A 24,568-nucleotide genomic window follows, 5' to 3' on the forward strand; every position below is an offset into this window, starting at 1 on the left:
ATTATGGAAGAAGTATTACACATAAAAAACGTCTCAAAAGTGTATGAGGGAAAAGTACCTCATACCGCTTTAAAAAATATAAATTTACACGTAGATAAAGGTGAATTTGTTGCGATTATGGGGCCATCTGGTAGCGGTAAATCTACGTTTTTAAACGTTATTTCTACAATTGATTCCCCTACTTCTGGTGATGTCGTTATTAACGGAAAACAACCGCACACATTCCGTAGAGAGAAACTAGCTATTTTCCGTCGCCAAGAGTTAGGGTTTGTTTTCCAAAACTTTAACCTATTAGATACACTAACAATCGGTGAAAATATCGTACTGCCTTTAACGTTAGATAATGTTCCTTTAAAAGAGATGGACGAAAAACTCGATAACATTTCAAAGAAACTTGGAATTGATCATATTTTGGACAAACGTATTTTTGAAGTTTCTGGAGGGCAAGCACAGCGTACCGCAGTAGCACGCGCTGTTATTCATCATCCGTCTCTTTTACTCGCTGATGAACCGACAGGAAACTTGGATTCTAAGTCAGCGATTGACGTAATGGAGTTATTTACGAAGTTAAACAAAGAAGAAGATGCAACAATTTTAATGGTTACTCACGATCCGTTTGCAGCAAGTTATTGTAACCGCGTTATTTTCATTAAAGATGGTGGGCTTTACAATGAATTACACCGCGGACTATATCGTGAGAAATTTTATCAAGAAATATTAGATGTTTTAGCATTATTAGGAGGAAGACGTGGATGACGTTTTGGCAATTTGCATTTAAAAATGTCTCACGTAATTCTAAAGCATATTTTGCTTATTTTGTAAGTAGTGCTTTTTCTATAATGGTTTTCTTTTCATTTACTGCATATGCGTATCATCCACGCTTGCAAAATTTACAAAAATTTCAAGAACGGGATCCTCTCATGAACTTAGCTAGTACTGCACAGTTTATTATCGTTTTGTTCTCGTTCTTCTTTCTCTTATATTCAGTCGGAACATTTTTAAATGTGCGAAAGCAGCAATTTGGGATACTCACTATTCTTGGTATCTCACAGAGACAATTAAAAAGACTTTTATTTACCGAAAACATGATAATCGGGATATTATCTATCTTTATCGGCATTCAAGGTGGCCTTGTGTTTTCTAATTTCTTCTTATTAGTCACTTCGAAATTAACAAGTGCGAAAGGCCTCTATTTATATTGGCCAACAGAAGCAATTATCGTTACAACCGTAACGTTTATCATTTTATTTTTAATCGTTTCTACGTTTACACCTATGTTTATTCGTACTCGTAAAACAACACAGCTTATTAAAGGTAACAAAAAAGTGACAGCCGAAAAAAAGCCATCTATACTCATCTCTTTATTCGCTTTAATTTGTTTAGGGCTATGCTATTATATTGCCGTTTATCCACAAGGATACGTAACAGAAAAAAATGTACAAAATGGATCTGTCTTCTTAATTATGTTATCTATTTTACCGCTCGTAATAATTGGGACGTATTTTTTCTTTTCACAAACATTTCTTCTTTTTATCTTTATTTTAAAGAAGCGCAGAAAGTTTTATTTGAAACAAATAAATATGTTATGGATTTCAGATTTAGTTTCTCGTACCCGTAGTAATATTAATGTACTCTTTATCGTTTCTATGCTATCTGCACTTGCATTTACAATTATTATTGGATTATTCGCTGCTAATAACAATACGAAGGCATCGGTACTAGAGCGATATCCTGTCCCCTTCACTTATACATCAGAAGGTGAAAATTCCCTTGAACAAAAGCATATTACTACAATTGAAAATGAGCTTACAAATAGTAATTTTCAGTACAGAAGATATAAGTTTACAGTATTAAAAGATACAGCTTCAAAAGAAGACATTATGCTTATGAAGATGAGTGATTATAACGCAATTGCTAAACAATTGAAGAGACCGGAAATCACTCTTGATTCTACACAAGTTTATATTATTTCTCGTCATTCACCAGAGCTTTTAAACCTTGTCTCAAATCCATTTGCAAAACAAGACACAATTACACTCGGATCTAATAAAAAAGAATTTCATATTAAAGGGTTTATTAATAAAGGGATTGAACCATCCTTCGCATTCCCCTATTTAATTGTTATACAAGATTATGTATTTGATAATATGATTCCTCATATTGAAACGACCATAGTTTATAATTATTTCGTGGAGAACTGGGAAAATGCGATTGTTCCGACGAAAAATATTTTACGTACGATTAGTAATGATGCAAGTGATTTTTTTGAAAAACATAAAGAAGAAAATGCTCAAACTCCTTTTTACATTCATACAGCTACTGATGAGCTAAACTACAGTAAAGGAAATTCAATTGCTCACTTCTTTATTTGGGCGTTTCTCGGCTTTATTTTCTTTATTGGTGCAGCTAGTGTGTTATACTTCCGTATGTATAACGACTTAACAACTGAAAGACAAAAGTATATTACGATTACAAAACTCGGTTTAACAGAATCAGAAATGTTTCGTTCTGCAACGATTCAATTAGGAATTTTATTTTTCGTTCCTTATATCGTCGCTGGTATTCATACAATATTTGCGATTAAGTTTTTACAAAGCATGTTTTCTTTCTCGTTACTTAAAGAGACATTTATCGTACTCACTTTATTCGGGATTATCGAGATTATTTTCTTCTTCTTAATCCGTTCTCTGTACATCAATAAATTATCACAGCATATTAAAACGTGAATAAAATAGCCTTGTGCAATATGCACAAGGCTATTTTCAATAGTTTTTAAATAATTAGCAGCAGTATCCACCATAGCCGCCGCCATAGCCACCATAACCGCCGTAACCACAAGAACCGCCGCCTCCGCCGAAGCAGCTAGCACCGATAATGATTAATAAAATAAACAATACGATTAGAAGCGCAAAACCGCCGCCGCACCCATGTCTGCGGTTACAATCATCATGTCTGTGTTCACACTTTTCGCTCATTGCTCTATTCCTCCTTTAGTATCATTCATAACAAGTTCAACTTGCTCTAAATGAGGGGATTCCATTTATATTATGTTTTCAGGGCAAATCGGAAGCTTGGCATTCCTAAAAACGGGCTTGTTTTTGGAAATGGGCTTCATCAAAAAAAGATACCAGTTAAGGTATCTTCTAAATAAACATATTCAATAAAAGAGCAAAACCAAATGCAATAAATGATAATAAAGTCTCAAGTACAGTCCACGTTTTAAACGTTTCCTTCACAGTTAACCCTAGATACTCTTTTACAAGCCAAAATCCTGCATCGTTTACATGTGAAAACATTAATGACCCTGCACCCGTCGCTATAACAAGTAATTCTAAATTTACACCAGACATGTGCTGAATAACCGGTGAAACAATTCCTGCTGCTGTCGTTAAAGCGACTGTTGCTGATCCGGTCGCTATTCGAATTAAGCCAGCTACCATGAAAGCTAAGACGATTGGTGATAATGAAATATGTTCTGCCATTTGAGCGATGGCTGTTCCAACGCCGCTTTCAATTAATATTTGTTTAAATCCACCGCCTGCACCGATTATTAAAATAATGGAACCGACAGGTAGTAAACTTTCATCTGTTAATTTTTTAATCATCTTTTTATTAATGCCTTGTCTTATCCCTAGTAAATAAAACGCTGCGAAACATGAAATAAGTAAAGCGATTACTGGACTTCCGATAAATACAAAAAATTCAGTTATTTTTTCCGGTAATGAAATATATGGTGCGACTACTGATAAAATCATTAAAACTACTGGCAGTAAAATAATAAAAAATGAAACTTTACGACTCGGTAAATCAGTTGATACAGTTGTAACCCGAACAAGCTCTGGTTCATTTTCAGGTATAACTCTCTTATGTACCCACTTTGCAAATAACGGTCCTGCGATAATAGCTGTTGGTAACGCGATAATTAATGAATATAAAAGCACTTTTCCTAAGTTTGCATTATAAATTCCGATTGCTGTCATCGCACCTGGATGGGGAGGCACTAGCCCATGTACAATCGATAATCCGGCAATAACAGGTAACGCAATTAACAATATATTTTGTTTCGTTGTTTTTCGAATTGAAATAACAAGTGGTAATAAAATGACGATTCCCACTTCAAAAAAAACTGGAATCCCTATAACAAATCCGGCGAATAACATTGCCCAAGGTAATTTTTTCACCCCGAAGAATCGAATGAAGAAATCTGCTACTTGCATGCCAGCCCCTGAATCGGACATCATTTTCCCTAAAATTGTTCCGAGAGCCAAAATACCAACTAAATGCCCTAGTACACTACCAACACCAGTTTCATAGGCAGTCACTATTTTCGTTAAGTTCAGTCCAGACATAATAGCTAAAAATAGACTAGCAACTGTTAAACTAATAAATGCATGCCATTTCCACCATGATACCCCTAAAATAACAATTGCGATCGCAATTAACGTGACGATTAATAAGTATATATTCATCTCTCATTCCCCTTACTTTTATAAAAAAAGAGGGAATATCCCCTCTTTTTTATACGTCATAATTAACTACATAATGCTGCATTTCTGTATTGTAGTAGCCTTCACTATATTCAATTACTTCGCCAACTTCATCGAAAGAATAGCGCATACGTTTTAATAGCGCTGTCCCCTCTTTTTCACCTAACGCTTCTGCAACGAAATTAGGCGCAAATCCAACTGCGAATTCATCTCTGAAGTTTTCTAAATGTATACCTCGGTCTTCTACTAAATCGTACAGCGATTGTAAATCAAAGTCCGATAAATCTGTACTTGCCATTTGTGCTGAGAAATAGTGCGTATAATGAATGTACGGAGTATCATTTAAAGCATATAGACGCTCAATACGAAAACTTTCTTTACCGAATAATCGAAACGGCACTGTTCCTTCTTCATTGTGAACTATTTCTGCCTTTAACAATTTCTTTTGTACTTTATATCCTTCTTCCACTAATACTTCTGTGAATTTCTTTCCCTTTGAAAGCTTTGTCGCAGAAGTATTACGAATGACTTTCGTTCCTTTACCACTTTTCTTTTCTAAATACCCTTCTTGAACGAGTTCTTTAATAGCGTTTCGCACTGTAATTTTACTAACTTTGAACTCTTCTTCTAATTGCGGTTCAGAAGGAATATTCGTATGGATGGCATAAACACCATGCAATATTCGATCACGAATAATATTTTTAATTTGTAAATATAATGGTCCTCTTTTTCTCGTTACGTTCACCGTTACACCCACTACCTTTCTACATCACCTACTGATGCCGTCATTGCCCGAAGTATATCTTTCTCTGATGACATTGGCGTATCACCGACGATTGTATGTGCAAGCATTCCAGCTGCTGACGCAAATGAAACAGCTTTCTCTGGTGCAAACTCTTCTATCTCGCCATGAATAATTCCGCTCGTATAAGCATCTCCAGCACCTATTCTATCATATACAGAAAACGTAAGTGTTTTTGCAAAAGTGAACGCACCATCTTTACATATGAATCCGCGAAGCAAGTGTGTATTATCACCGTTAATAGAGCGATGTGTACCAGCAATTGTGGCGATATTATATGTTTCAGCCACTTTTGGAATGAGATCTATCAGCTGAGCTTCTCGCTCTGTCTCTTCTGTTTTCATTCCGAGAACAAACATCGCATCTTTTTCATTCATCATTACAATATCGGCAAGGCCTAGCATTTCTTCATAATGCGGTTTCGCCTGTTCATACCCATCTTCTCCCCAAAGCGACGGACGATAGTTGCAATCAAAAACGACAGTACCCCTGTTTTCTTTAACTGCTTTCGCTAAAGATTTCATATGATGACGCACGGCATCATTCATTGCAAGTGTGATTCCGCAAAAATGGATGATATCAATTTCCTTTGCGATTTCTTCAAATTGATACATCTCTTTACATGCCGTATTGAAACTACTTTCTAATCGATTCGAATATGTAACGCGGCTTGCGCGTGCTCCAAATCCATTTTCTAAAAAGTACATGCCAACATATTTACCGCCTCTTGAAATAAACGGTGCCTGAATGCCTAATTTTTGAATATGCGATACCGCAGCATCTCCAATCGAGTTTTCTGGTAAAGTTGAAACAAGAAACCCTTCATGACCTAGATGTGAAAGCGCTGCTGCAACGTTCACGCCTGTACCTGAAAAAGAATAATTTAGCGTGTTAGCTTGCGACAACAATTCATATCCTGGTACTTGCAGGCGCATCATTACTTCACCGAATGCTGCAATTTTCTTACGCATATTGATCAACTAACTTCTTCACTACTGCTAGTAATTCACGAACATCTTCTACTTTCGTATTGCCAGTTTCTTTATCAATAATAGAAGAATACACATGCGGAATAACTTGCTCTACATTTGCCTCTAACGCAATACGTACAATTGTTTCAAGGTTCTCTTTATCAATTCCGCCTGTTGGCTCTAATGCAAATCCTTCTTCCGCACAAGCCTTCGCAACTGCGCGATATTCTTCTTCATGAGCTAAGCCTTTCATTGGGAAGTATTTTAATGAATTTCCACCCATATCACGTACAAGTGCGATCGCTGTTTTAATTGGAACGATTGCTTTTTCTTCTCCAGCTGCACTAATTGGGCCAGTAGAAATATTCACGTAACCTACTTTTCCTGTTGGCGATACTAAACTATTAATCCAGCTATCTTTTGCGCCAAGGTTTGCACGTGTCGCTCCAACTGAAGGGAACACTTGATTAATATGACTACCAGGATAATGCTTCGCAATTTCAGCTACAACTGCCGCTTGGCGATTATCTCCAGCTCCAAGTCCAATTGATACAGCGTCATCAACTTCTTTTCCGTATGCTTTCATCGCTGTAACTGCTTCTTCTACTGTTGGATAATCTTTTGATAAAACGCCGACTACTACATAACCTTCTGCTGCTTCAAAAATGTCTTTCGCATTTCGGGTATTGTTCGCTAATACATTTAATGCTACGCGGCCTTTATAAAAACGTTTTTGAATGTTTGTCATTTTAGTTTCCCCCTACAATTTCTCTCATTTTTTCTTCAATCACATGTATATCATTGCCTTGAAGTGGACGTGGATCGATATCAAAGAACCCTTGTCTTACTCCATAATCACGTGTGTAAATTGCGATTTCCCCTTCGCGTAACGCGGTCACAACATCTTTTGCCGACTTATTTAATTCTTTCTCGTTAATATGAATACGTGCTCTAAAGATCGCTCTTCCTGCTTCATCTTGAACGATTGTTACATTTACACCGTTTAACTCTTTCAGCGGCATAAGTACTTGCAACAGCTCTTTTTCTTGCTCACTCTTATCTTCTTTTACTCCGTACTCATCAAGCGCTTGAAGTAAGCCGAAAGTCGTCTCTTTCCCAACTTTCATACTTCTTCCGATGCAATGTAATTGCACTTTTAGCCATTCGATATATTTTCGTTTACCGCCGACAATACCGGAAGTAGGTCCTTCAATTGCCTTTGAACCGCTATAAATGGCTAGGTCTGAATACTTCACGTATTTTTGAATGTCTTCTTCGGCTGCTGCATCAACGATAAGTGGTACATTATTTCGCTGTGCTACTTCCCACGCTTCTTCAACAGAAATCATATTTTTTTGCACTGCATGATGTGATTTTACATACAGAATCGCAGCTGTATTTTCGCAGATCGCATCTTCAATATGCTCTGCTTTCCCTTCATTTGCATAACCTACTTCAACGAGCTTACCGCCGCCTAAATAAATCATCGTTTCAACAGGAGCACCGTATTGAACGTTATGACCTTTTAACATAATCACTTCGTTTTTCGCGATTACTTCTTGATGAAGTCTTTCACTTTTACGGCGATTTCCTTCTGTAACGATACCAGCGATAGAAAGCGCAATTCCACTCGATGCTGAGTTCACAACAACTGCCGCCTCTGAATCTAGAATTCTTGTAATATGGTCTCCTGCTTTATCTACTAAATCGGCAATTTCCACATAATTTTGTCCACCATGCTTCATCGCATCCATCACTGTATCTGTCGGAGCGGATACACCTAAAATACTCATTCTACCGCTCGCATTAATAACTCTTTTTAATCCGTACTTAGCATTCAATGAATGACCCATTGATTACAACCCCTCTCGTATCAATTCTTCTTTCAGCAACGCGCTGATCCCCTTCTGAATCAATTAACGTAATCGGTTCATCTTTCACCGTAAATAAAGTTAAGTTTGCAATATCCCCTTCTTCAATACGGCCAAGCTCTGGTTTTTTCAGCCACTCTGCCGCATTTTTCGTAACTGCATCAATTACTTCTTCTAGCGGATACCCTAAGTAAAGGAATTTCGAAAGAACGTTAGCCATACTGTAAACTGGACCGTGTATACGATTCTTCCGGTAAATATCTGTACTAATTGTATTAAAGGCAATACTGTAACGCTTCGCTGCCTCTGCTACTTTAAAAGAAAAACTAGCATTACCATGCCCAACATCTAAATGAACACCGCGTTTCACTGCATCTAACAACACAGGTAGCGGTTTGCCTTCTTCATCAAATAAGTTATTTTCTTTCCCGTTTAAGTAATGTGTAATGACATCATCTTTTTCTAAAAGTGGCACAACTTCCTCTATGCGAGGAGGCGCTGAACCGATATGTACCATAATCGGCAATGATGTTTCACGAGATAAAGAGCGTGCAACATGAAGCGGTTCAATTCCGCTATCACAAACGACACTTTTACTCATTCTCGCCTTTAACCCAACGATTACATCTTTATACTTTTCTACTGCTTCTATTACTTTCTCTTTATCTATCCATTCCATATTGGATAATTCATCAATTCGTTTCAAACCGATGCGAGAAATATTTAAAAAGGCAAATAAATTTGTTTTTGCCTGCTTTCTACTTTGTACTAAATCTGCGATGCGATCAGCTCCGCAGCTTCCCGCATCAACAATTGTCGTTACCCCTTGCTTAACGCCAATTTCATCCACCTCATCGCCATACGGATCAAACTCTGGAAAAGCGTGAACGTGCAAATCAATCCAGCCACTCGATACGTAAGTACCTGAGTAATCAAGAACCTTTCCACCTTCGCCAGCACCAGCTTTCGTCACCTGTGCGATTTTATTATTTTCAATTACAATGTCAATCTCTTCCCCGTTCACACGTTTCACATTACGTAGTACGAATCGTTCTGTCATTGTATTTCCACCCTTTTCTATAAGAAGCCATAAGAATACGCTTACATTAAAGTTTCATTTTTTATATCTCTTTCACATATTTAGAGTATCACGAAAAAAACGAAAAGTAAATATAACGTTATAATGTTTAAAGTTATATAAAAGCGTACTCCCTAAAATTTCGATAGTACAAGAAAATATATCAACGATTCGACAAAGAATATCGATTTACCGACCAAAAACGTCAATCCCTTTCTTATATGCTAAAAGACTGCCCCAAAACGGACCAGCCTTTTTCTCTATTCCTGAACCGTCAAAATAACCCCGTCCATATTGTTCCCCGAAATTTCATACTGCTTATTCGCTGGAACATTGACGTTCATACGCTCTGAAACTTTATAATAAGAAACCGTATATTTCTTCCCTTCAACATCAGTTGAAATTTCCTTCTTCTCTTTTAGAAAGTCTAAATATTCTTCTAGAGTCAAATTCTTCTTTTGCATAATTGCGCTATGTGGTAAGCCGACATAACGAATGTGCCATGGCTCATATTGAATGCCCGTAATATCACTTTTATTTTTCGGATAACGTAAAACAAATCCGTGCTTCCATACGTTCTCTTCAATCCATTTTCCTTCAGGAGCTTTCTCCATTTTCTTTTGAGTAGAACCAACGTCGAGTGATAATCCTAAATTATGTTCACTATATCCTGCTGGAAGTGCATAATCAGATCCCATTTCTTTATATAATTTACTTTGTTCTTGAAAATCTCGGTAACCGCTACTCATTAGGAAATGCTGTACTCCATCTTTTCCAGCTGCATCGACAACGTTCAAAAACTTTTTCACAATGTCCTTTGATAAACGAAGATTTCTATCAAATATTACATAGCCTCTTACTAATTCACTATTGTGATTTACATTTATAATATCGGACCTAATACTATCTTTTTGAACCGGGTAATCTCTATTAACTAATAATAGATCCCCTTTATAAATTTGTTCTTTTGTAACCTCTACCTTTTCAGTATTCGCAGCTTTTACCTTATTATCTTTTTCTGCAATTTTAACATCGATCTCCTTTTGAAATAATGATGATATATAAAAGCCTACACAGACTGTACATAATATAAAAAGAGAAATAAATACCCACTTTTTCATTTCTAGTTCCTCCTTAACGTAACTTACGTATAGAATAGAAAAAACTATTAAAATAAAAAGTGGGGTAAAGTTAAAATTTTTATTAAATTTCCAGATTATCCTCTTTTGGTAATCTCACTTCAAATATCGTTCTAATTACATTACTTTCAGCAGAGATTGTCCCGTTATGCTGTTCGATAATATTTTTCGCGATAAATAATCCAAGACCTGTTCCACCTTGCTGCTCTGATCTTGCTTTATCACCTGTATAAAACATATCGAAAAGATACGGTAAATCTTCTTCTGGAATACTATCTCCGTAATTAATAATTTGTACAACTACCTCTTCACGATCAATATATCCGTTCACATCAACAAATTTCCCATCATACCCATAGCGAATCGCATTCGTTAAAAGATTTTCAAATACTCGAGCTAACAATTTCCCGTCACCGTTAATAGGTAAATGCGGATCCATATTCAATCTTGCTTCTAAATTCTTTTTTTCTAATAACGGATATAATTCTTCATCTAACTGTATAAGTAATTCACTTATATCAATCGCTCTTTTATCAAGCTGTAACATGCCATAATTCATTCTCGTTATTTCAAATAATTCATCAATTAAGCTTTCAAGCCTTTCCGATTTCGTAAAAGCAATCGTAGAAAAATGTTTAATTTGTTCTTTTGTTAAATTCTCATCTTTAAGAATTAAATCTAAATATCCTAACACTGATGTTAATGGAGTTCTTAAATCATGAGCTAAGTTAACAATGAGCTGATCCTTACTACTTTCCGCAAAGTCTCCTCGTTCAACTGCTTCTTTTAATTTCTCACTCGCTACATTTATTTCACGAGCAATATATCCAAACTCGTCATTTGATGAAACGCGAACTTGATTTGTAAAATCACCGTTCGCCAAATGATGAATCCCGTTCGAAATCTCATCAAAATATTTTAAGTATGGTCTAGTAAGGAAGAAGAAAAACATAATGGATAGAGGGATGAAGATAATTAAAAAGAAATTAATATCCCCAATTTTTCTTACCATTGAACGAAATTGGGCTAAAGGATCCTCATAACGAACTACTAGCTTATAATAAATCCGTAATCCTTCATAAAGTAAATACGTTATGCCAGCAGCAAATATCATACTTAGCGCAAATAGCATAACCATCTTTGAGCGAAAGCTTCTCATTTTTTTAGCCATTGAAAGTATAGCCTACTCCCCATACCGTTTTTATTAACTTATTCTTTCTTTTATCTTCTCCAAGCTTTTTCCGCAGTGTACGAATATGTACCATAACTGTATTTCCACTTTCGTAATACCCTTCAGCCCATACTTGCTGAAAAATATTTTCCACACTGTACACTTTCTTCGGATGACTCGCTAATAAATATAAAATATCAAACTCTTTTGGGGTTAATTCAATTTTCTCATCGTACACATTTACCATTCGGCGCTCAGGATCAATAACAACTCCGCCAATTTCTAAAGCAGATTTACTCTCCGCTACTTTCGGCTGATTTAACGTAAGAAAGCGGCGTAGTTGTGCATTTACACGTGCGACTAATTCAATCGGCGTAAAAGGTTTCGTCATATAATCATCTGCACCTAGTACAAGACCTGTCACTTTATCAAAATCAGATGTTTTCGCACTTAAGAAAATGATTGGCATATGATGTTTCGCGCGAATTTGACGCGTCACTTCATACCCATCCATTTTCGGCATCATAATATCTAAAACCACTAAGTCGATTGGCTGCGTTTGAATAATATGCATGGCTTCTTCTCCATCAGCTGCTTTAACGACGTGGTAACCCTCTTTTTCTAAATGTATCTCAATTAAGTCAGCAATTTCTGCCTCATCATCAGCTATTAAAATTGAAATGTGCTTCATTTTACTCCCCCTTTTTTTCTTTCCATTTTCATACGCTCGATTGTAAACTAGTCTATCCAATTTGTACAATACGAAAAGGCTACTCACGGGAGTAACCTTCTTAAATATAATTATATCGAACACAACTTTAATTATATCGATATTTCAACAAAAAATATCAACTTATTAACACTAAGCGACAAAGCTACCTCTCCAAAACAATCCGCTGCTTCGTGATTTCTTCTAGTCTCCCGCGGTCTACTTCATACTCAGTATCAATGCTTTGCGGTACAATCACTTTCCCATCTTTAAGCGTCACTTCTGGTGAAATAATATCCTTCTCCCAATGTCTATTAGAAGCTGATATATCTCCAGGAATCGTAAAGTTTGGCAACGAAGCGAGAGCAACGTTTTGCGCTCGTGAAATCCCCATTTCCACCATACCGCCGCACCAAACTGGGATATTATGCTCCATACAATAATTATGGATTTGAATGGATTCTGCTAATCCACCCACTCGCCCTGGTTTAATATTAACGATTTGGCAACTACCGAGCGTAATCGCCACACGTGCATCTTCTAAACTATGGATGCTTTCGTCTAAACAAATCGGTGTTTCAATTTTCTTTTGCAGCTGTGCATGATCAAGAAAATCGTAATCCGCTAACGGTTGTTCAATCATCATCAATTGAAATTCATCTAGTCGTTTCAATTTCTCTGTATCCGCTAATGTGTACGCTGAATTGGCATCAGCCATTAACGGAATGTGCGGAAACTCTTTACGAATTTCTTTCAGTAATTCGTAATCATGTTCTGGCTTTATTTTCACTTTAAAGCGCTCGTACCCTTCTTCCGCGTACTTCTCTATTTGTTTTAACATAGTAGGAATCGTATTTATCCCAATCACAACTCCGACTTCAATTTCAGTCCTAGTTCCACCAAGTAATGTCGCTAATGACTGCTTTTCACGCTTCGCATATAAATCCCAAACGGCACCTTCAATTCCGGCCTTTGCCATTCGGTTTCTCTTTATATGTTTGAACAAAGACGGTACTTCATTCGGATGAGAGATTTCAGCTTTCAATAAATCTGGTAATAAAAAATCCTGAAGTACATGTAGCGCTGTCTTCACCGTTTCTTCCGTATACCAAGGCTCGGAAAATGCAACGACTTCACCAAAACCAACATATCCATCTGTATCTTCTAATTCAACGACGATACTCTCACGCTTTTCATAAGTCCCGTAACTTGCCGCAAATGGGATAACGAGCGGCATTTCCGTCATATAAAGTGTCGCTTTTTTTATCTCCACCTACATCTCCTCCACTAATTGTCTTAACTCTCGTCTTAACAATTTCTTCGAAGCATTTCGTGGTAATTCCTCTAAGAAACACGCTTTCTTCGGCACTTTATATTTCGCTAATTTCTCTTCGCAAAAGCGAAGAATTTCTTCTTCTGTTACCTCTCCACTTTTTACAACAAAAGCAGCCGGTACTTGTCCCCAACTTTCGTCCTTCATACCGACAACACCCGCTTCCACTACCGCCGGATGAGAGAGCAATACTTCTTCAATTTGAGCTGGATATATATTTTCCCCGCCAGAAATAATTAAATCACTGCGGCGATCTAATACGTATAAAAAACCTTCCTCGTCTAAATAACCTAAGTCACCAGTATGAAGCCATCCATTTCTAATCGTCTCACACGTCGCATCTTCACGGTTAAAATAGCCACCTGTTACGTTCGGTCCTTTTACAACAATCTCTCCTTCAGCATGTGGAGGCACTACTACGCCGTCTTTTTCAATACGAAGCTGGCATTGGAATAGTGGTTTTCCAGCTGATCCTACTTTCGTTAACATGTAATCTGCTGATAACGTACAAATTTGCGAAGACGTTTCTGTCATACCGTACGTTTGATACACAGGAATTCCTTTTTCCACACACGTTTCTAATAACGGTTTCGGCGCTGGCCCTCCGCCTAGTAACATGCATCGTAAAGAAGAGGGATATGTCCCTTCTCCAAGTCGCTCTAAAAGATCTGTTAACATTTTAGAAACGACAGAAATAATTGTAACGCCTCTCGTTTGAAGTGCTTCATGAATAAAATTAGCATCGTATTTCGGAACGAGTAAAATACGCATACCGTACATAATATTTTTCATTAAAAGAGATAACCCGCCAACGTGGAACATCGGCATACAAGCTAACCAGCAATCATCATCACGAAGCCCTAAATTAAGCGAAGAACCGACTGCGCTTGCCCAGTGGTTACCGTACGTTAAAATAACACCTTTCGGCTTCCCTGTCGTCCCAGACGTATAAATAATTGTCATCGCTTCTTCTAAAGAGAATTCTTCTTGTATAGATGCTTCCGCCTTCGGTCCATTCATCACTTCAGCGAATGAATATACAGGAACATCTTTAGCCTCAAACTCTTGATCCGTCACTAAACAAACAACTTCAGCATCATCCATTTGCCAAAGTAGCTCTTCTCTTGAAAGACGTGTATTTAAAAGCACAGCTACTGCACCTACATAAGATAAGGCGTGAATAACTGTAATCATCTCCATACCATTTTTCATCAGAACAGCCACCTTTTGCGCCCGCTTCACTCCTACATGTGAAAGGTGTTCACAAACAGATACTACTTTTTCATGCAGCTGCATAAAAGTAACCTTTTCGTCCTCTATTTCAATTGCAGTGCGATCTGGTGTTAAAAATGCACGTTGCATTAACCAATTCGGCATCGTCTCCATCATCCATTCTCCTTTCATGAAAGAAAGAGACTTGATATGAAATCAAGTCTCTTAGTTGTTTTGTTTCCGGTTTGATCTCATCCAGCTACAGCGGCTAGAACAGTCGGTCGTTTCACGCCTTCCTGCGAGGCAAAAAGCGCCTCTTCGTCAGGAGTTCCAACGCCCTCTTGTTCTGAGCAAGCCGCTTCCGCTTTTGGTTCCATCTAGCTACAGCGGCTAGAATGTTCGGTGGCTTCACTTCTTCCTACGAGGCAAAAAGCGCCTCTTTGTCAGAAGCTCCATCCCCCTCACATTCTAAGCGAGCCGCTTCCGCTTTTGGTTTGATCACGGGAAACGAGGGAATTGACCGAAGTCGGGACTGCGTTTTTCTTTGAACGCATCGCGGCCTTCTTTTGCTTCGTCAGTTGTGTAGTACAATAACGTTGCATCTCCAGCTAGTTGTTGAATACCAGCTAAACCGTCTGTGTCTGCGTTGAATGCAGCTTTTAGGAAACGAAGTGCCATTGGGCTGTTTGCTAAAATTTCTTGTGACCATTGTACTGTTTCTGCTTCAAGTTCTTCTAATGGTACAACTGTGTTTACTAAGCCCATATCAAGCGCTTCTTGTGCGTTGTATTGACGGCATAGGTACCAAATTTCACGAGCTTTCTTATGGCCTACCATACGAGCTAAATAACCAGCTCCGTATCCACCATCAAAGCTACCTACTTTAGGACCTGTTTGTCCGAATACAGCGTTGTCTGCAGCGATTGTTAAGTCACATACGATATGAAGTACGTGTCCACCACCGATTGCATAACCTGCTACCATTGCGATAACTGGTTTAGGGATTGCGCGAATTAGACGTTGTAAGTCTAATACGTTTAAACGTGGGATTTGGTCGTCACCTACATAGCCACCATGACCGCGAACTTTTTGATCGCCGCCAGAACAGAATGCACGTCCACCTTCACCTGTTAAAATGATAACGCCAATATTTGCATCATCACGAGCGTGTGCAAAAGCATTGATTAACTCCATTACCGTTTTAGGACGGAATGCATTATGTACTTCAGGGCGGTTAATCGAAATCTTTGCGATGCCATTGTATGTTGAATAAATAATATCTTCGTAATTGCCTTCTTTTACCCATTCAATAGTCATTACTATTACCTCCTTTTATATTTCTGATCTCCGCTATAAGTGCAACTTCCTTCTTGCTGAAAAAAGCATCACTGCATAGTTTTTAGAAATCCCTTTACTATTGTATCAAACTTTTCCGGTTGTTCCACATGAATTGCATGGCCAGCACCATCAATTTTGACAAAATTCGCGCGAGGGATGCATTTTTCTATGTTTTTTAATAGGCGAAAGAACTTTTCATCGCCTTCTCCATTCAGTAAAAGGACAGGCATTTTTAAGTTTTGCAATTCGTTCCACCATGAAGGCTGAGCCCCTGTTCCCATGCCGCGAAGACTATTTGCAAGTCCTTTTGGATTATTAGCAAGTCGTTCTTTTCGCACCGCTTCTTTTACTTTTTGCGCTAAACGTTTTTGTGTTTCAAATAGCGGAATATTTTCCCACATCGATACAAAACTTCGGATGCCTTCTTGCTCGATTTTATCGGCAAGTCGTTCATCTTTTTCCCTGCGTTCTTTTCGCTCTTCCTCACTCTCAAGTCCAGCTGTACAGTTTTCTAAAAGAATAGAATGCACATATTCTGGATATAAGCATGCCATCGTAATCGCAAGTCTACCACCCATTGAATAGCCAAGTACATGTGCATTTTCAATATGAAGATGATCCAGTAGTTCTTTCATTTGCAGCGCCACATTTTGAATATCATAATGCGGCACATCTTCAGGACTTTCCGTTTTCCCGTGTCCAACAATGTCTACTAGAATGACTTGAAACTGCTCGCTCCAAGAAGGAATAAAGGAACGCCACGTTTCCATACTTCCCGTAAAACCATGAAGAAGTAGAAGTGGTTCCCCGCTTCCGACTACTTCATATTCATACGATACACCTTGCAATGTTACTTTCATTTTGATTCACCTTGCAAAGATGTAGTAATAACGTCCATTGTTTTCGCCCATAATTCACGATGTAATTTCAAGTTTTCTTCGCGATTCGTACAAATTTCCACAACGTGTAATCCATTCGTATTCGTTCCAGTTTGTACTTCTTCTCGGAGGTTTTCCCATCCATTCACTCGGCTAAATGAACCACCATACATTTTGACAACATGCTCGTAATCAAGCCCAATTGGTGTTCCAAATAATGATTCGAAATGTTCCTTTTTCTCATATTGTGGTAAGAATGAGAAAATACCTCCACCATCATTATTTACAACAACAATCGTTATATTTAATTCATGTAATTTTGCGGCTAATAATCCGTTTAAATCGTGATAAAATGATAAATCACCGATTACTAATACGAGCGGGTCACAAATAATACTCGCTCCTAAAGCTGTTGAAATGATTCCATCAATACCATTTACACCGCGGTTCGCCATTACTTGAATGTTTTTATCCGATGTGAAGAAAAATGAATCGGTATCGCGAATTGGCATACTATTACTCGCAAATAACGTTGCCCCTTCTGGTAATACACGTACAATATCCGTAATTACTTTTCCTTCAAATGCCGTTTCATATGTTTCCATCTCACGGAGTGTTTCTCTCGTTTTCTCGTTTATATGTTTCCACATTCCGAACCAATCATTCTTTTTCATAACTGGCATGTTCTCTGTTAATGCCTTGCAAAAATCAACATCACCCGCGCATACTACTTCTGTCGCAACAAGAACTGGATCTCTCCATTGTCCGGATTCATCAACAACGATATGAACAGCCTTCGTTTGTTTTTTTATGAACTGCGTTAATGATTTAGAGACAGGCATGCCACCAAAGCGAATAATAACTTCTGGTTTCCATGTTTCTTTTAACAGTTCATTTCGTAAAAATGTATCGTAACAATCTATAACCATCGTTTTATCATGATTACCACTACGTAGGTTAGAAAGTGGATCTGCTAAAATTGGATACCCTGTTTTCTCAGCTACTTTCGTAACAACTGCTGCGATTTCTGGATGACTGTCGTCTCCACAAATAATAAGCCCCTTTTCCATATTTGAAAGGCGCCCTACAAGAGAATTTACATATTCACTCGGCATCGTCACGTTCCCTTGCTGAACTACTCCTGTATATTCACCACGACCTTTATCCCATAAGTTTTCTAATAAGAAATCAGGGATTAGTGGCTCGCGAAGCGGAAAATTGAGATGAACAGGTCCTTGCGGCGCTAAGAGTGCGCTTGCTATCGCACGCTGAGTCGTCATACGAGCGTAATGATACATCGTTTCGCTCGCCTCCGGAAGCGCCATCTCCATAAATTGCTTCACGAAAGTACCGTATAAATTAAATTGATTCATCGCCTGCGGTGCACCCACATCTCTTAATTCATGTGGTCTATCCGCTGTTAATACGATAAGCGGCACTCGTGAATGAAAAGCTTCACATACAGCTGGATAATAGTTCGCTGCTGCCGTTCCTGACGTACATAATAGTGCAACAGGACGTTTTTTTGCTTTCGCAATACCGAGCGCAAAAAATCCTGCTGATCTTTCGTCTACATGTAAATATGTTTTCATTCCTTCATGTTGTTGCATTAGTAAGGCGATCGGCGTTGACCGTGAGCCTGGACTAATGACAACATCACATACATTTAGACGCTTCAGTTCGTCTACGAACGCGCCTAAATAATATGATAATGCTTCTATATGATTGTTCATTTCATTAATTCCTCCAAAGCACCAAGCATCGGTCTAAACTTCAAACTTGTTTCTTCATATTCAAGCTGCGCTACTGAATCAATTACAATACCGCAACCAGCAAATAAGGATGCTCTCTCGCCATTTAATAATCCGCAGCGCAAAGCAACCGCAAATTCACCGTTTCCTTCATCATCTATCCAGCCAATTGGTGCGCCGTACAAACCTCTATCTAAAAGCTCCACATCACGAATCAATTTCAATGCCTCAAGACGAGGAGTACCACCTAGAGCTGGCGTTGGATGTAATTCCTCTACCATCGCTAAAAGACTCGCATCACCTTTTGCTTCTACTGGTGTATATAAATGGATTAAGTTTTTCGTCGTTAATAAGCCTGGGCTCTCCGGAATATTAACAGATTCGCAACGCCCCTTCAGTACACCTCGAATCATGTTAACTACATAACCGTGTTCAGCCAAATTCTTTTCATCATGAAGAAGCGTCTCACCATTTTGTTTACTTTCTTCTATAGAATTACCATGACCAATTGAACCAGCAAGGCACATCGATGTAAACTTCTCGCCTTCTTTTCGAATCAATCGCTCAGGTGTCGCTCCTAAGAAGCATGCTCCTTTATAATCAAAAGAAAATACGTAACAATCCGGTTGCCCAATGCGAAGCGCTTCTAAAACAAGAGCGGAATCAATATGCTGATCCATCGTTAATTTTAGCTCCCTCGCTAATACAACCTTCTGCACGTTCCCTTGCTTCATTTCATCTTGCACTTTTCCAATCGCATTCATCCAGCCCTTCGGATCAACTTCTACTTTAGAAGTAACTGTTAGTTTTTCTCCTTCTAGTGCACATTTACTTTCTTGTAAAATTCTCTCTTCTAAAGAAACAATTTCGTTATAAAGAGTTTCTGTACAATCTTCAGCTGAAACAAACTTATTAATGGTTAACCATGTTTTTTCATTTTTTACAGTTAATAAAAATGCTGGTAGTAAAAATGTTGTATCTTTAAATTCCTTCCAAAGGTCCGTTTTCTCTTTTTCCTGGTCAAATGAAAATCCGCCAAATAAAAGAGGTCCTGTTCCAAATTCATATCCTTCTTTTTGAACAATCGCTTTTTCCTGCAATTGATGCCATTCATCACGAGCACTTTGAAAGCGTTTGTGAGAAGAATTTGCTATAGTGAAAACAGAGCCAATTCCAGCAAATATTACATGCTGAGCTGGGTCTGCAAAATAACATCTATTTTCGAATGAGATCCTTTTTCCTGCTGCATAAAACAGAAGTGGATCCACCCAATCTATTTGTTTTACAAAACTAACCAATGTTTTTTCATCAGTCGCACGCTTAATAGCTGTAACAAGAACTTCTTGTAAGCCTTTTTGTTTCGTTTGAATCACAATTGTCTCCCCCCTATGGGCGAAAAATAGTCATAATTACGCTTGATTTTAAGATACACCTCAAAGGAAAGGCCTGTCAACGTTTAGCATTTCTGAGAAATTCACCTTCTCTTCCTAGAAAATAAACGTTGACACTAAATGCTGCTTTTTCTACACTTAATTGTGTACAATATGTGACCAAGGAGGATTCAACATGGAAATGAACGTCGAAACGAATTCCTCTCCTACGGCGCCAAAGCCAAGTAAACAAACAGGCTGGCGCATTTGGTGGAGTTTATTACGTCCCCATACATTAACAGCAGCTTTCGTTCCAGTTTTCATCGGAACAGCTTTTGCAATGCAGGTCGGAGGTATAAATCAAATACATCTTCCTCTTTTCTTTATGATGCTTCTTGCTTGCCTTCTCATTCAAGCAGCAACGAACATGTTTAATGAATACTTTGATTATAAAAGAGGACTCGATCATGAAGGTTCCGTTGGAATTGGCGGCGCTATCGTCCGCGATGGCATTAAACCAAAAACAGTGCTTAACTTAGCATTCGGATTTTTCGGCATCGCAATACTATTAGGTGTTTATATTTGTATGAACTCTAGCTGGTGGCTTGCTGCGATCGGTCTTGTTTGTATGGCCGTTGCTTACCTTTATACAGGTGGCCCAATTCCAATTGCGTATACACCATTTGGAGAACTAACAGCAGGATTATTTATGGGTGTCATTATTATTGGTATTTCATTCTTTATCCAAACAGGAGCAGTAACATCAGAAGTGATTTTATTATCTATTCCAAGCTCCATTTTAATTGGTGCGATTTTACTTGCTAACAATATTCGCGACTTAGACGGTGATAAAGAAAATGGTCGTAAAACATTAGCAATTCTCGTTGGACGCGAAAGGGCAGTTGGTGTGCTCGCTTCTATGTTCATCGTTTCCTACATTTGGACAATCGCTTTAATTATCGTTAACATCGTATCACCATGGATGCTTATCGTATTCTTAAGTGCACCGAAAGCATTTAAAGCGACGAAAGGCTTTATCGGCAAAAGTATTCCAATGGAAATGGTACCTGCGATGATTTCAACAGCCAAAACAAATACAATTTTTGGTTTCCTAATGGGAATCGGATTATTGCTTGGATACTTCCTATAAAGTGAAACTTTAATCAGTGGGGATTTTGTTCATCCCCACTGATTATTAGCCCGCACCAATCGGGCGTTTACGGGCCGTTGGTCTCCCACCTAACTTCTTTGCTCCAGCCAAATTTTAAGGTGGGAGTTTTACTGCCCGGCAAATAGCGGTATATGAAAAAAGGAGCTGCTTACGCAGCTCCTTTTTTCATATACCGGCCTTCCCGACTGAAATTCATCTCATAATTCCTACTCTCAACGCTCATACTATGTAAAGAAACTGAATTGTAGGAAGGTGGACGACCTATGTTAACTCCACAACAAATAAATCAATTTAAATCGAGTTTAGAAAAACAACAGCAAGAAATTGAACAAACGATACAAACTCATGAAAATGAAGACCGTGCATCTCAACGTGATTCAGTAGGAGAATTATCTAGCTATGACAACCATCCAGGTGATATGGCAACAGAATTGTACGAACGTGAGAAAGATTTCGGGCTCATCGAATTTTGGCATAAACAGCTAGAAGATACGAAACATGCCCTGCAAAAAATTGAAGCTGGAACGTACGGGATTTGCGAAGTGTCTGGTGAGGAAATTCCATTTGAAAGATTAGAAGCAATGCCAACTGCTACAACGTGTATTCAGCACACTACAAATAAATTAGATATGAAGACGCGCCCAGTTGAAGAAGAAGTGCTAAATCCTTCTTTTCACAAGCACGACGAAGATCATTCTGTAGAGTACGATGCTGAAGATGCTTGGCAAGACGTCGCAAATTACGGAACATCAGAAACACCATCCGATTTAGAAAGACAGGATTCAAAAAACTATAATGGAATGTACGTAAATAGTGAAGAAAATGTTGGGTATGTAGAGGATTTCGAAAATTTTATTGGAACTGATATGTATGGGAAAAACCCGCAAGTTTTTGCAACAGAAGAACATGAAGAATATGAACAATTGCTTGATGACTTTGAAGAACGCACCTTTAAAGGTGAATTATCTTCAGATGAGTCTGGTTCTAAAGCATAAAAAAAGCATTCCGAAATTCGGAATGCTTTTTTTCGCTAGCTAATTAGTTTTTTGTAACGTTAGCTGCTTGTGGTCCGCGGTTTCCATCAACGATTTCGAAAGAAACTTCTTGACCTTCTTCTAAAGTTTTGAAGCCGTCGCCTTGAATAGCTGAGAAATGTACGAATACGTCTTCTCCGCCTTCAACTTCGATGAAGCCAAAACCTTTTTCGCCGTTAAACCATTTAACTTTACCTGTTTGCATGTCATGTACCTCCTAAATAAAAATGAAACTATGAATCCACATGAAAAGGTGGATATAAAGGACATGAATGTATAACAAGCTTACAGCCTTTAATACAACGTGCTTTATTTCCGTACCACATTATGTAGCTCAATAGTGTTTTCACTATATCATGCTATATCAAAAACGTCAAATGAGAACACTTTCGTCCCATCGTTTTTTATAAGCCTAGTATAATCATAAATTTTTATTCTATTTTTATTCAAAAATTAACAAAACTACAGTATTCTAATTTCTTTAATTTCTGTACAATATAATTACTACATATGATGAGGTGAAAAAATGCAAGCACATGAAATCGAGTATAAATTATATGGCGATGATATGCAGTTTGTTGAAATTGAATTGGATCCAGAAGAAAGCGTTATCGCAGAGGCTGGCGCAATGATGATGATGGAAGATCATATCGAAATGGAAACGATTTTCGGTGATGGTTCTGGACCATCTAGTGGTCTATTCGGTAAATTAATGGGCGCAGGTAAACGTCTCGTTACAGGTGAAAGTATGTTTATGACTGTATTTACAAATACAGGTCATGGCAAACGACACGTATCATTCGCCGCTCCTTATCCGGGAAAAATTATTCCTGTTGATTTAACAGAATATCAAGGAAAAGTAGTCTGCCAAAAAGATGCATTTCTTTGTGCCGCAAAAGGTGTTTCTATCGGAATTGAGTTTACTAAAAAAATAGGAACTGGTTTCTTCGGTGGTGAAGGTTTCATCATGCAGAAACTTGAAGGTGACGGACTCGCTTTCATGCACGCAGGTGGAACAGTATATAAGCGTGAATTGAAACCTGGTGAAAAACTTCGCATTGATACAGGTTGTCTCGTTGCAATGACAAAAGATGTTAACTACGATGTTCAATTCGTTGGAAAAGTAAAAACAGCTCTATTTGGCGGCGAAGGTTTATTCTTCGCAACGTTAGAAGGTCCTGGAACCGTTTGGATTCAGTCCTTAACACTTAGCCGCTTAGCAGCACGCCTTACAAGCCCAGCAGCTCAAAATAGCGGTGAAGGCAGCGTTTTAGGCGGACTTGGTCGCCTTTTGGATGGGAAAGAGTAAAACACTAAAAACAGATAGTCCCCTTCATAGGGAACTATCTGTTTCTTTTGGACTGTATAGATCATTTTTAATCATATAATATTCCATCACTTCATTAAGCCATAACTCTTCCTCCACTGTATAAGGAGAGGGCATTATCTTATTATATTGTTCTTCTATATCCTCTATTTCTTCACTTAAAGAATACATCGTTTCTTCTCCGACATACTTAAGGGTTGCCTTCATATGCTGATTGGCAAGCTTTTGTACTTCTGGATCATCAACATGTTTTCCAAATAGCCTTTTTACTTCTTTTGATAAGCGTACAAACTCTTTATCTAGTTCTATCATCTCTTCTTCAGGCTTATTATATAATCCATCAACCATTTCCTTCGGTATATATTCTTCCAGCCATAAGCGTTGTTCGTTTTCTTTTTGAATACTGTTAATTAGACTCATTAATATGTCACTATCTACCTGCTCTTCTTCTTCAAGACATATTATCGTTCTTTCAATTGCTGTTATCGAAACTTCAATTTGTTTTTTCTTTTCTTCAAAAGCTACTCTTTGATTTTGTAATGTTTCTTTTAAGCTTATATTCAAACTTTTCACATTGAGCATGACACGAATTTCTTCTAAACTATATCCTAATACTTTAAGACTCACTATTTTTTGGAGTGCTAATATATCTCTATCTTTATATACACGGTGTCCTGAACTCATATTTTTTTCAGGTTTAAGCAATCCAATTTCATCGTAATATTGTAGTGTCCGTATTGATGTGCCTGTTCTCTTTGAAAACTCACCAATTGAATAGCCTTCCTTTTTGCTCATCCTACACTCCTCCTAACAATATGTTTACAAAAATCATACTCCCTCACGTAACTGTAGGTTCAAGCCTTTTTTCAAAAAGAATGAATCAAGTCCCTCACTGCATATATTGAACTATACCTTTTCTTAAGGAG

At 38.0% G+C, this 24,568-nt stretch carries 24 protein-coding genes; 5 read left to right on the top strand and 19 right to left on the bottom strand.

What is annotated here, in order from left to right; genetic code table 11:
* Nucleotides 1-3 precede the first annotated feature (3 nt).
* Both BWGOE10_RS24140 and BWGOE10_RS24145 read left to right on the top strand, forming a co-directional pair.
* Nucleotides 4-756, top strand: coding sequence for an ABC transporter ATP-binding protein (locus tag BWGOE10_RS24140; RefSeq protein WP_070145273.1), 753 nt, complete (start codon nt 4-6; stop codon nt 754-756).
* Nucleotides 753-2,726 (top strand): FtsX-like permease family protein, encoded by a 1,974-nt coding sequence (locus BWGOE10_RS24145; RefSeq protein WP_070145274.1) that lies wholly within the window; start codon nt 753-755, stop codon nt 2,724-2,726. The genes BWGOE10_RS24140 and BWGOE10_RS24145 overlap by 4 nt, the downstream gene beginning before the upstream one ends.
* Nucleotides 2,727-2,780: 54 nt before the next feature.
* Here the strand turns inward: BWGOE10_RS24145 and BWGOE10_RS24150 are convergent, their stop codons facing one another.
* The 17 genes from BWGOE10_RS24150 to BWGOE10_RS24225 all read right to left on the bottom strand — a co-directional run bounded on the left by BWGOE10_RS24150 (nt 2,781) and on the right by BWGOE10_RS24225 (nt 20,113).
* Nucleotides 2,781-2,975, bottom strand: coding sequence for a YjcZ family sporulation protein (locus tag BWGOE10_RS24150; RefSeq protein ID WP_070145275.1), 195 nt, complete (start codon nt 2,973-2,975; stop codon nt 2,781-2,783).
* Nucleotides 2,976-3,143: 168 nt separating this feature from the next.
* Nucleotides 3,144-4,469: a gluconate permease GntP gene (gntP, locus tag BWGOE10_RS24155; RefSeq protein WP_070145276.1), complete on the bottom strand. Its 1,326-nt coding sequence runs from the start codon at nt 4,467-4,469 to the stop codon at nt 3,144-3,146.
* 49 nt (nt 4,470-4,518) lie between these two features.
* Entirely contained in the window at nt 4,519-5,244 is a 726-nt protein-coding gene (locus BWGOE10_RS24160; RefSeq protein WP_070145277.1) for a GntR family transcriptional regulator, read from the bottom strand.
* Nucleotides 5,244-6,260, bottom strand: a complete 1,017-nt coding sequence (locus tag BWGOE10_RS24165) for a sugar kinase (protein ID WP_070145278.1) — start codon at nt 6,258-6,260, stop codon at nt 5,244-5,246. The genes BWGOE10_RS24160 and BWGOE10_RS24165 overlap by 1 nt, the downstream gene beginning before the upstream one ends.
* Entirely contained in the window at nt 6,253-7,008 is a 756-nt protein-coding gene (gene dagF, locus BWGOE10_RS24170) for a 2-dehydro-3-deoxy-phosphogluconate aldolase (RefSeq protein WP_070145279.1), read from the bottom strand. The genes BWGOE10_RS24165 and dagF overlap by 8 nt, the downstream gene beginning before the upstream one ends.
* 1 nt (nt 7,009) lies before the next feature.
* On the bottom strand, nt 7,010-8,113 hold the full coding sequence (locus BWGOE10_RS24175; protein ID WP_070145280.1) for a DgaE family pyridoxal phosphate-dependent ammonia lyase: 1,104 nt from the start codon (nt 8,111-8,113) through the stop codon (nt 7,010-7,012).
* On the bottom strand, nt 8,091-9,191 hold the full coding sequence (locus tag BWGOE10_RS24180; protein ID WP_070145281.1) for an amidohydrolase/deacetylase family metallohydrolase: 1,101 nt from the start codon (nt 9,189-9,191) through the stop codon (nt 8,091-8,093). The genes BWGOE10_RS24175 and BWGOE10_RS24180 overlap by 23 nt, the downstream gene beginning before the upstream one ends.
* A 278-nt stretch (nt 9,192-9,469) precedes the next feature.
* Nucleotides 9,470-10,330, bottom strand: coding sequence for a D-alanyl-D-alanine carboxypeptidase family protein (locus BWGOE10_RS24185; protein ID WP_070145282.1), 861 nt, complete (start codon nt 10,328-10,330; stop codon nt 9,470-9,472).
* An 82-nt stretch (nt 10,331-10,412) separates the two neighbouring features.
* On the bottom strand, nt 10,413-11,519 hold the full coding sequence (locus tag BWGOE10_RS24190) for a sensor histidine kinase (protein ID WP_070145283.1): 1,107 nt from the start codon (nt 11,517-11,519) through the stop codon (nt 10,413-10,415).
* Nucleotides 11,512-12,210, bottom strand: coding sequence for a response regulator transcription factor (locus BWGOE10_RS24195; protein ID WP_070145284.1), 699 nt, complete (start codon nt 12,208-12,210; stop codon nt 11,512-11,514). The genes BWGOE10_RS24190 and BWGOE10_RS24195 overlap by 8 nt, the downstream gene beginning before the upstream one ends.
* Before the next feature lie 184 nt (nt 12,211-12,394).
* Complete coding sequence (gene menC / locus BWGOE10_RS24200; protein ID WP_070145285.1) at nt 12,395-13,501, bottom strand: o-succinylbenzoate synthase; 1,107 nt, start codon at nt 13,499-13,501, stop codon at nt 12,395-12,397.
* On the bottom strand, nt 13,502-14,947 hold the full coding sequence (locus tag BWGOE10_RS24205) for an o-succinylbenzoate--CoA ligase (RefSeq protein ID WP_070145286.1): 1,446 nt from the start codon (nt 14,945-14,947) through the stop codon (nt 13,502-13,504).
* A 77-nt stretch (nt 14,948-15,024) separates the two neighbouring features.
* Complete coding sequence (locus BWGOE10_RS33755) at nt 15,025-15,150, bottom strand: hypothetical protein (RefSeq protein WP_257209039.1); 126 nt, start codon at nt 15,148-15,150, stop codon at nt 15,025-15,027.
* 121 nt (nt 15,151-15,271) lie between these two features.
* Nucleotides 15,272-16,090, bottom strand: coding sequence for a 1,4-dihydroxy-2-naphthoyl-CoA synthase (gene menB / locus BWGOE10_RS24210; protein WP_070145287.1), 819 nt, complete (start codon nt 16,088-16,090; stop codon nt 15,272-15,274).
* A gap of 68 nt (nt 16,091-16,158) precedes the next feature.
* The gene (menH, locus tag BWGOE10_RS24215; RefSeq protein WP_070145288.1) at nt 16,159-16,971 is read right to left on the bottom strand and encodes a 2-succinyl-6-hydroxy-2,4-cyclohexadiene-1-carboxylate synthase; all 813 of its coding nucleotides are present in this window, start codon (nt 16,969-16,971) and stop codon (nt 16,159-16,161) included.
* Complete coding sequence (gene menD / locus BWGOE10_RS24220; RefSeq protein WP_070145289.1) at nt 16,968-18,722, bottom strand: 2-succinyl-5-enolpyruvyl-6-hydroxy-3-cyclohexene-1-carboxylic-acid synthase; 1,755 nt, start codon at nt 18,720-18,722, stop codon at nt 16,968-16,970. The genes menH and menD overlap by 4 nt, the downstream gene beginning before the upstream one ends.
* Nucleotides 18,719-20,113, bottom strand: a complete 1,395-nt coding sequence (locus tag BWGOE10_RS24225; protein ID WP_070145290.1) for an isochorismate synthase MenF — start codon at nt 20,111-20,113, stop codon at nt 18,719-18,721. The genes menD and BWGOE10_RS24225 overlap by 4 nt, the downstream gene beginning before the upstream one ends.
* A gap of 193 nt (nt 20,114-20,306) precedes the next feature.
* On the opposite strand from BWGOE10_RS24225, the gene BWGOE10_RS24230 reads away from it, so the two are divergent.
* Nucleotides 20,307-21,260 (top strand): 1,4-dihydroxy-2-naphthoate polyprenyltransferase, encoded by a 954-nt coding sequence (locus tag BWGOE10_RS24230; RefSeq protein WP_070145291.1) that lies wholly within the window; start codon nt 20,307-20,309, stop codon nt 21,258-21,260.
* A 284-nt stretch (nt 21,261-21,544) separates the two neighbouring features.
* Nucleotides 21,545-22,276, top strand: coding sequence for a yteA family sporulation protein (locus tag BWGOE10_RS24235; protein ID WP_070145292.1), 732 nt, complete (start codon nt 21,545-21,547; stop codon nt 22,274-22,276).
* Between the two features lie 43 nt (nt 22,277-22,319).
* Here the strand turns inward: BWGOE10_RS24235 and cspD are convergent, their stop codons facing one another.
* Nucleotides 22,320-22,520, bottom strand: coding sequence for a cold-shock protein CspD (cspD, locus tag BWGOE10_RS24240; protein WP_001193051.1), 201 nt, complete (start codon nt 22,518-22,520; stop codon nt 22,320-22,322).
* Nucleotides 22,521-22,841: 321 nt separating this feature from the next.
* Between cspD and BWGOE10_RS24245 the strand changes: the two genes are divergently transcribed.
* Nucleotides 22,842-23,624, top strand: a complete 783-nt coding sequence (locus tag BWGOE10_RS24245; protein ID WP_002160055.1) for a TIGR00266 family protein — start codon at nt 22,842-22,844, stop codon at nt 23,622-23,624.
* A gap of 24 nt (nt 23,625-23,648) precedes the next feature.
* On the opposite strand, the gene BWGOE10_RS24250 is transcribed toward BWGOE10_RS24245, so the two are convergent.
* On the bottom strand, nt 23,649-24,437 hold the full coding sequence (locus tag BWGOE10_RS24250) for a MerR family transcriptional regulator (protein ID WP_070145293.1): 789 nt from the start codon (nt 24,435-24,437) through the stop codon (nt 23,649-23,651).
* Nucleotides 24,438-24,568: the final 131 nt, after the last annotated feature.

Source organism: Bacillus mycoides (assembly GCF_001757995.1).
In the GTDB taxonomy this organism is placed as follows: domain Bacteria; phylum Bacillota; class Bacilli; order Bacillales; family Bacillaceae_G; genus Bacillus_A; species Bacillus_A mycoides_B.

Coding starts and splice junctions, on each gene's coding strand:
- gntP (WP_070145276.1), bottom strand. CDS start 4,469: ATGAATATATACTTATTAATCGTCACGTTAATTGCGATCGCAATTGTT.
- BWGOE10_RS24145 (WP_070145274.1), top strand. CDS start 753: ATGACGTTTTGGCAATTTGCATTTAAAAATGTCTCACGTAATTCTAAA.
- BWGOE10_RS24140 (WP_070145273.1), top strand. CDS start 4: ATGGAAGAAGTATTACACATAAAAAACGTCTCAAAAGTGTATGAGGGA.
- BWGOE10_RS33755 (WP_257209039.1), bottom strand. CDS start 15,150: ATGGAACCAAAAGCGGAAGCGGCTTGCTCAGAACAAGAGGGCGTTGGA.
- BWGOE10_RS24250 (WP_070145293.1), bottom strand. CDS start 24,437: ATGAGCAAAAAGGAAGGCTATTCAATTGGTGAGTTTTCAAAGAGAACA.
- BWGOE10_RS24235 (WP_070145292.1), top strand. CDS start 21,545: ATGTTAACTCCACAACAAATAAATCAATTTAAATCGAGTTTAGAAAAA.
- menB (WP_070145287.1), bottom strand. CDS start 16,090: ATGACTATTGAATGGGTAAAAGAAGGCAATTACGAAGATATTATTTAT.
- menH (WP_070145288.1), bottom strand. CDS start 16,971: ATGAAAGTAACATTGCAAGGTGTATCGTATGAATATGAAGTAGTCGGA.
- BWGOE10_RS24245 (WP_002160055.1), top strand. CDS start 22,842: ATGCAAGCACATGAAATCGAGTATAAATTATATGGCGATGATATGCAG.
- cspD (WP_001193051.1), bottom strand. CDS start 22,520: ATGCAAACAGGTAAAGTTAAATGGTTTAACGGCGAAAAAGGTTTTGGC.
- dagF (WP_070145279.1), bottom strand. CDS start 7,008: ATGACAAACATTCAAAAACGTTTTTATAAAGGCCGCGTAGCATTAAAT.
- BWGOE10_RS24175 (WP_070145280.1), bottom strand. CDS start 8,113: ATGGGTCATTCATTGAATGCTAAGTACGGATTAAAAAGAGTTATTAAT.
- BWGOE10_RS24185 (WP_070145282.1), bottom strand. CDS start 10,330: ATGAAAAAGTGGGTATTTATTTCTCTTTTTATATTATGTACAGTCTGT.
- BWGOE10_RS24230 (WP_070145291.1), top strand. CDS start 20,307: ATGGAAATGAACGTCGAAACGAATTCCTCTCCTACGGCGCCAAAGCCA.
- BWGOE10_RS24190 (WP_070145283.1), bottom strand. CDS start 11,519: ATGGCTAAAAAAATGAGAAGCTTTCGCTCAAAGATGGTTATGCTATTT.
- menD (WP_070145289.1), bottom strand. CDS start 18,722: ATGAACAATCATATAGAAGCATTATCATATTATTTAGGCGCGTTCGTA.
- BWGOE10_RS24180 (WP_070145281.1), bottom strand. CDS start 9,191: ATGACAGAACGATTCGTACTACGTAATGTGAAACGTGTGAACGGGGAA.
- BWGOE10_RS24195 (WP_070145284.1), bottom strand. CDS start 12,210: ATGAAGCACATTTCAATTTTAATAGCTGATGATGAGGCAGAAATTGCT.
- BWGOE10_RS24165 (WP_070145278.1), bottom strand. CDS start 6,260: ATGCGTAAGAAAATTGCAGCATTCGGTGAAGTAATGATGCGCCTGCAA.
- BWGOE10_RS24150 (WP_070145275.1), bottom strand. CDS start 2,975: ATGAGCGAAAAGTGTGAACACAGACATGATGATTGTAACCGCAGACAT.
- BWGOE10_RS24205 (WP_070145286.1), bottom strand. CDS start 14,947: ATGGAGACGATGCCGAATTGGTTAATGCAACGTGCATTTTTAACACCA.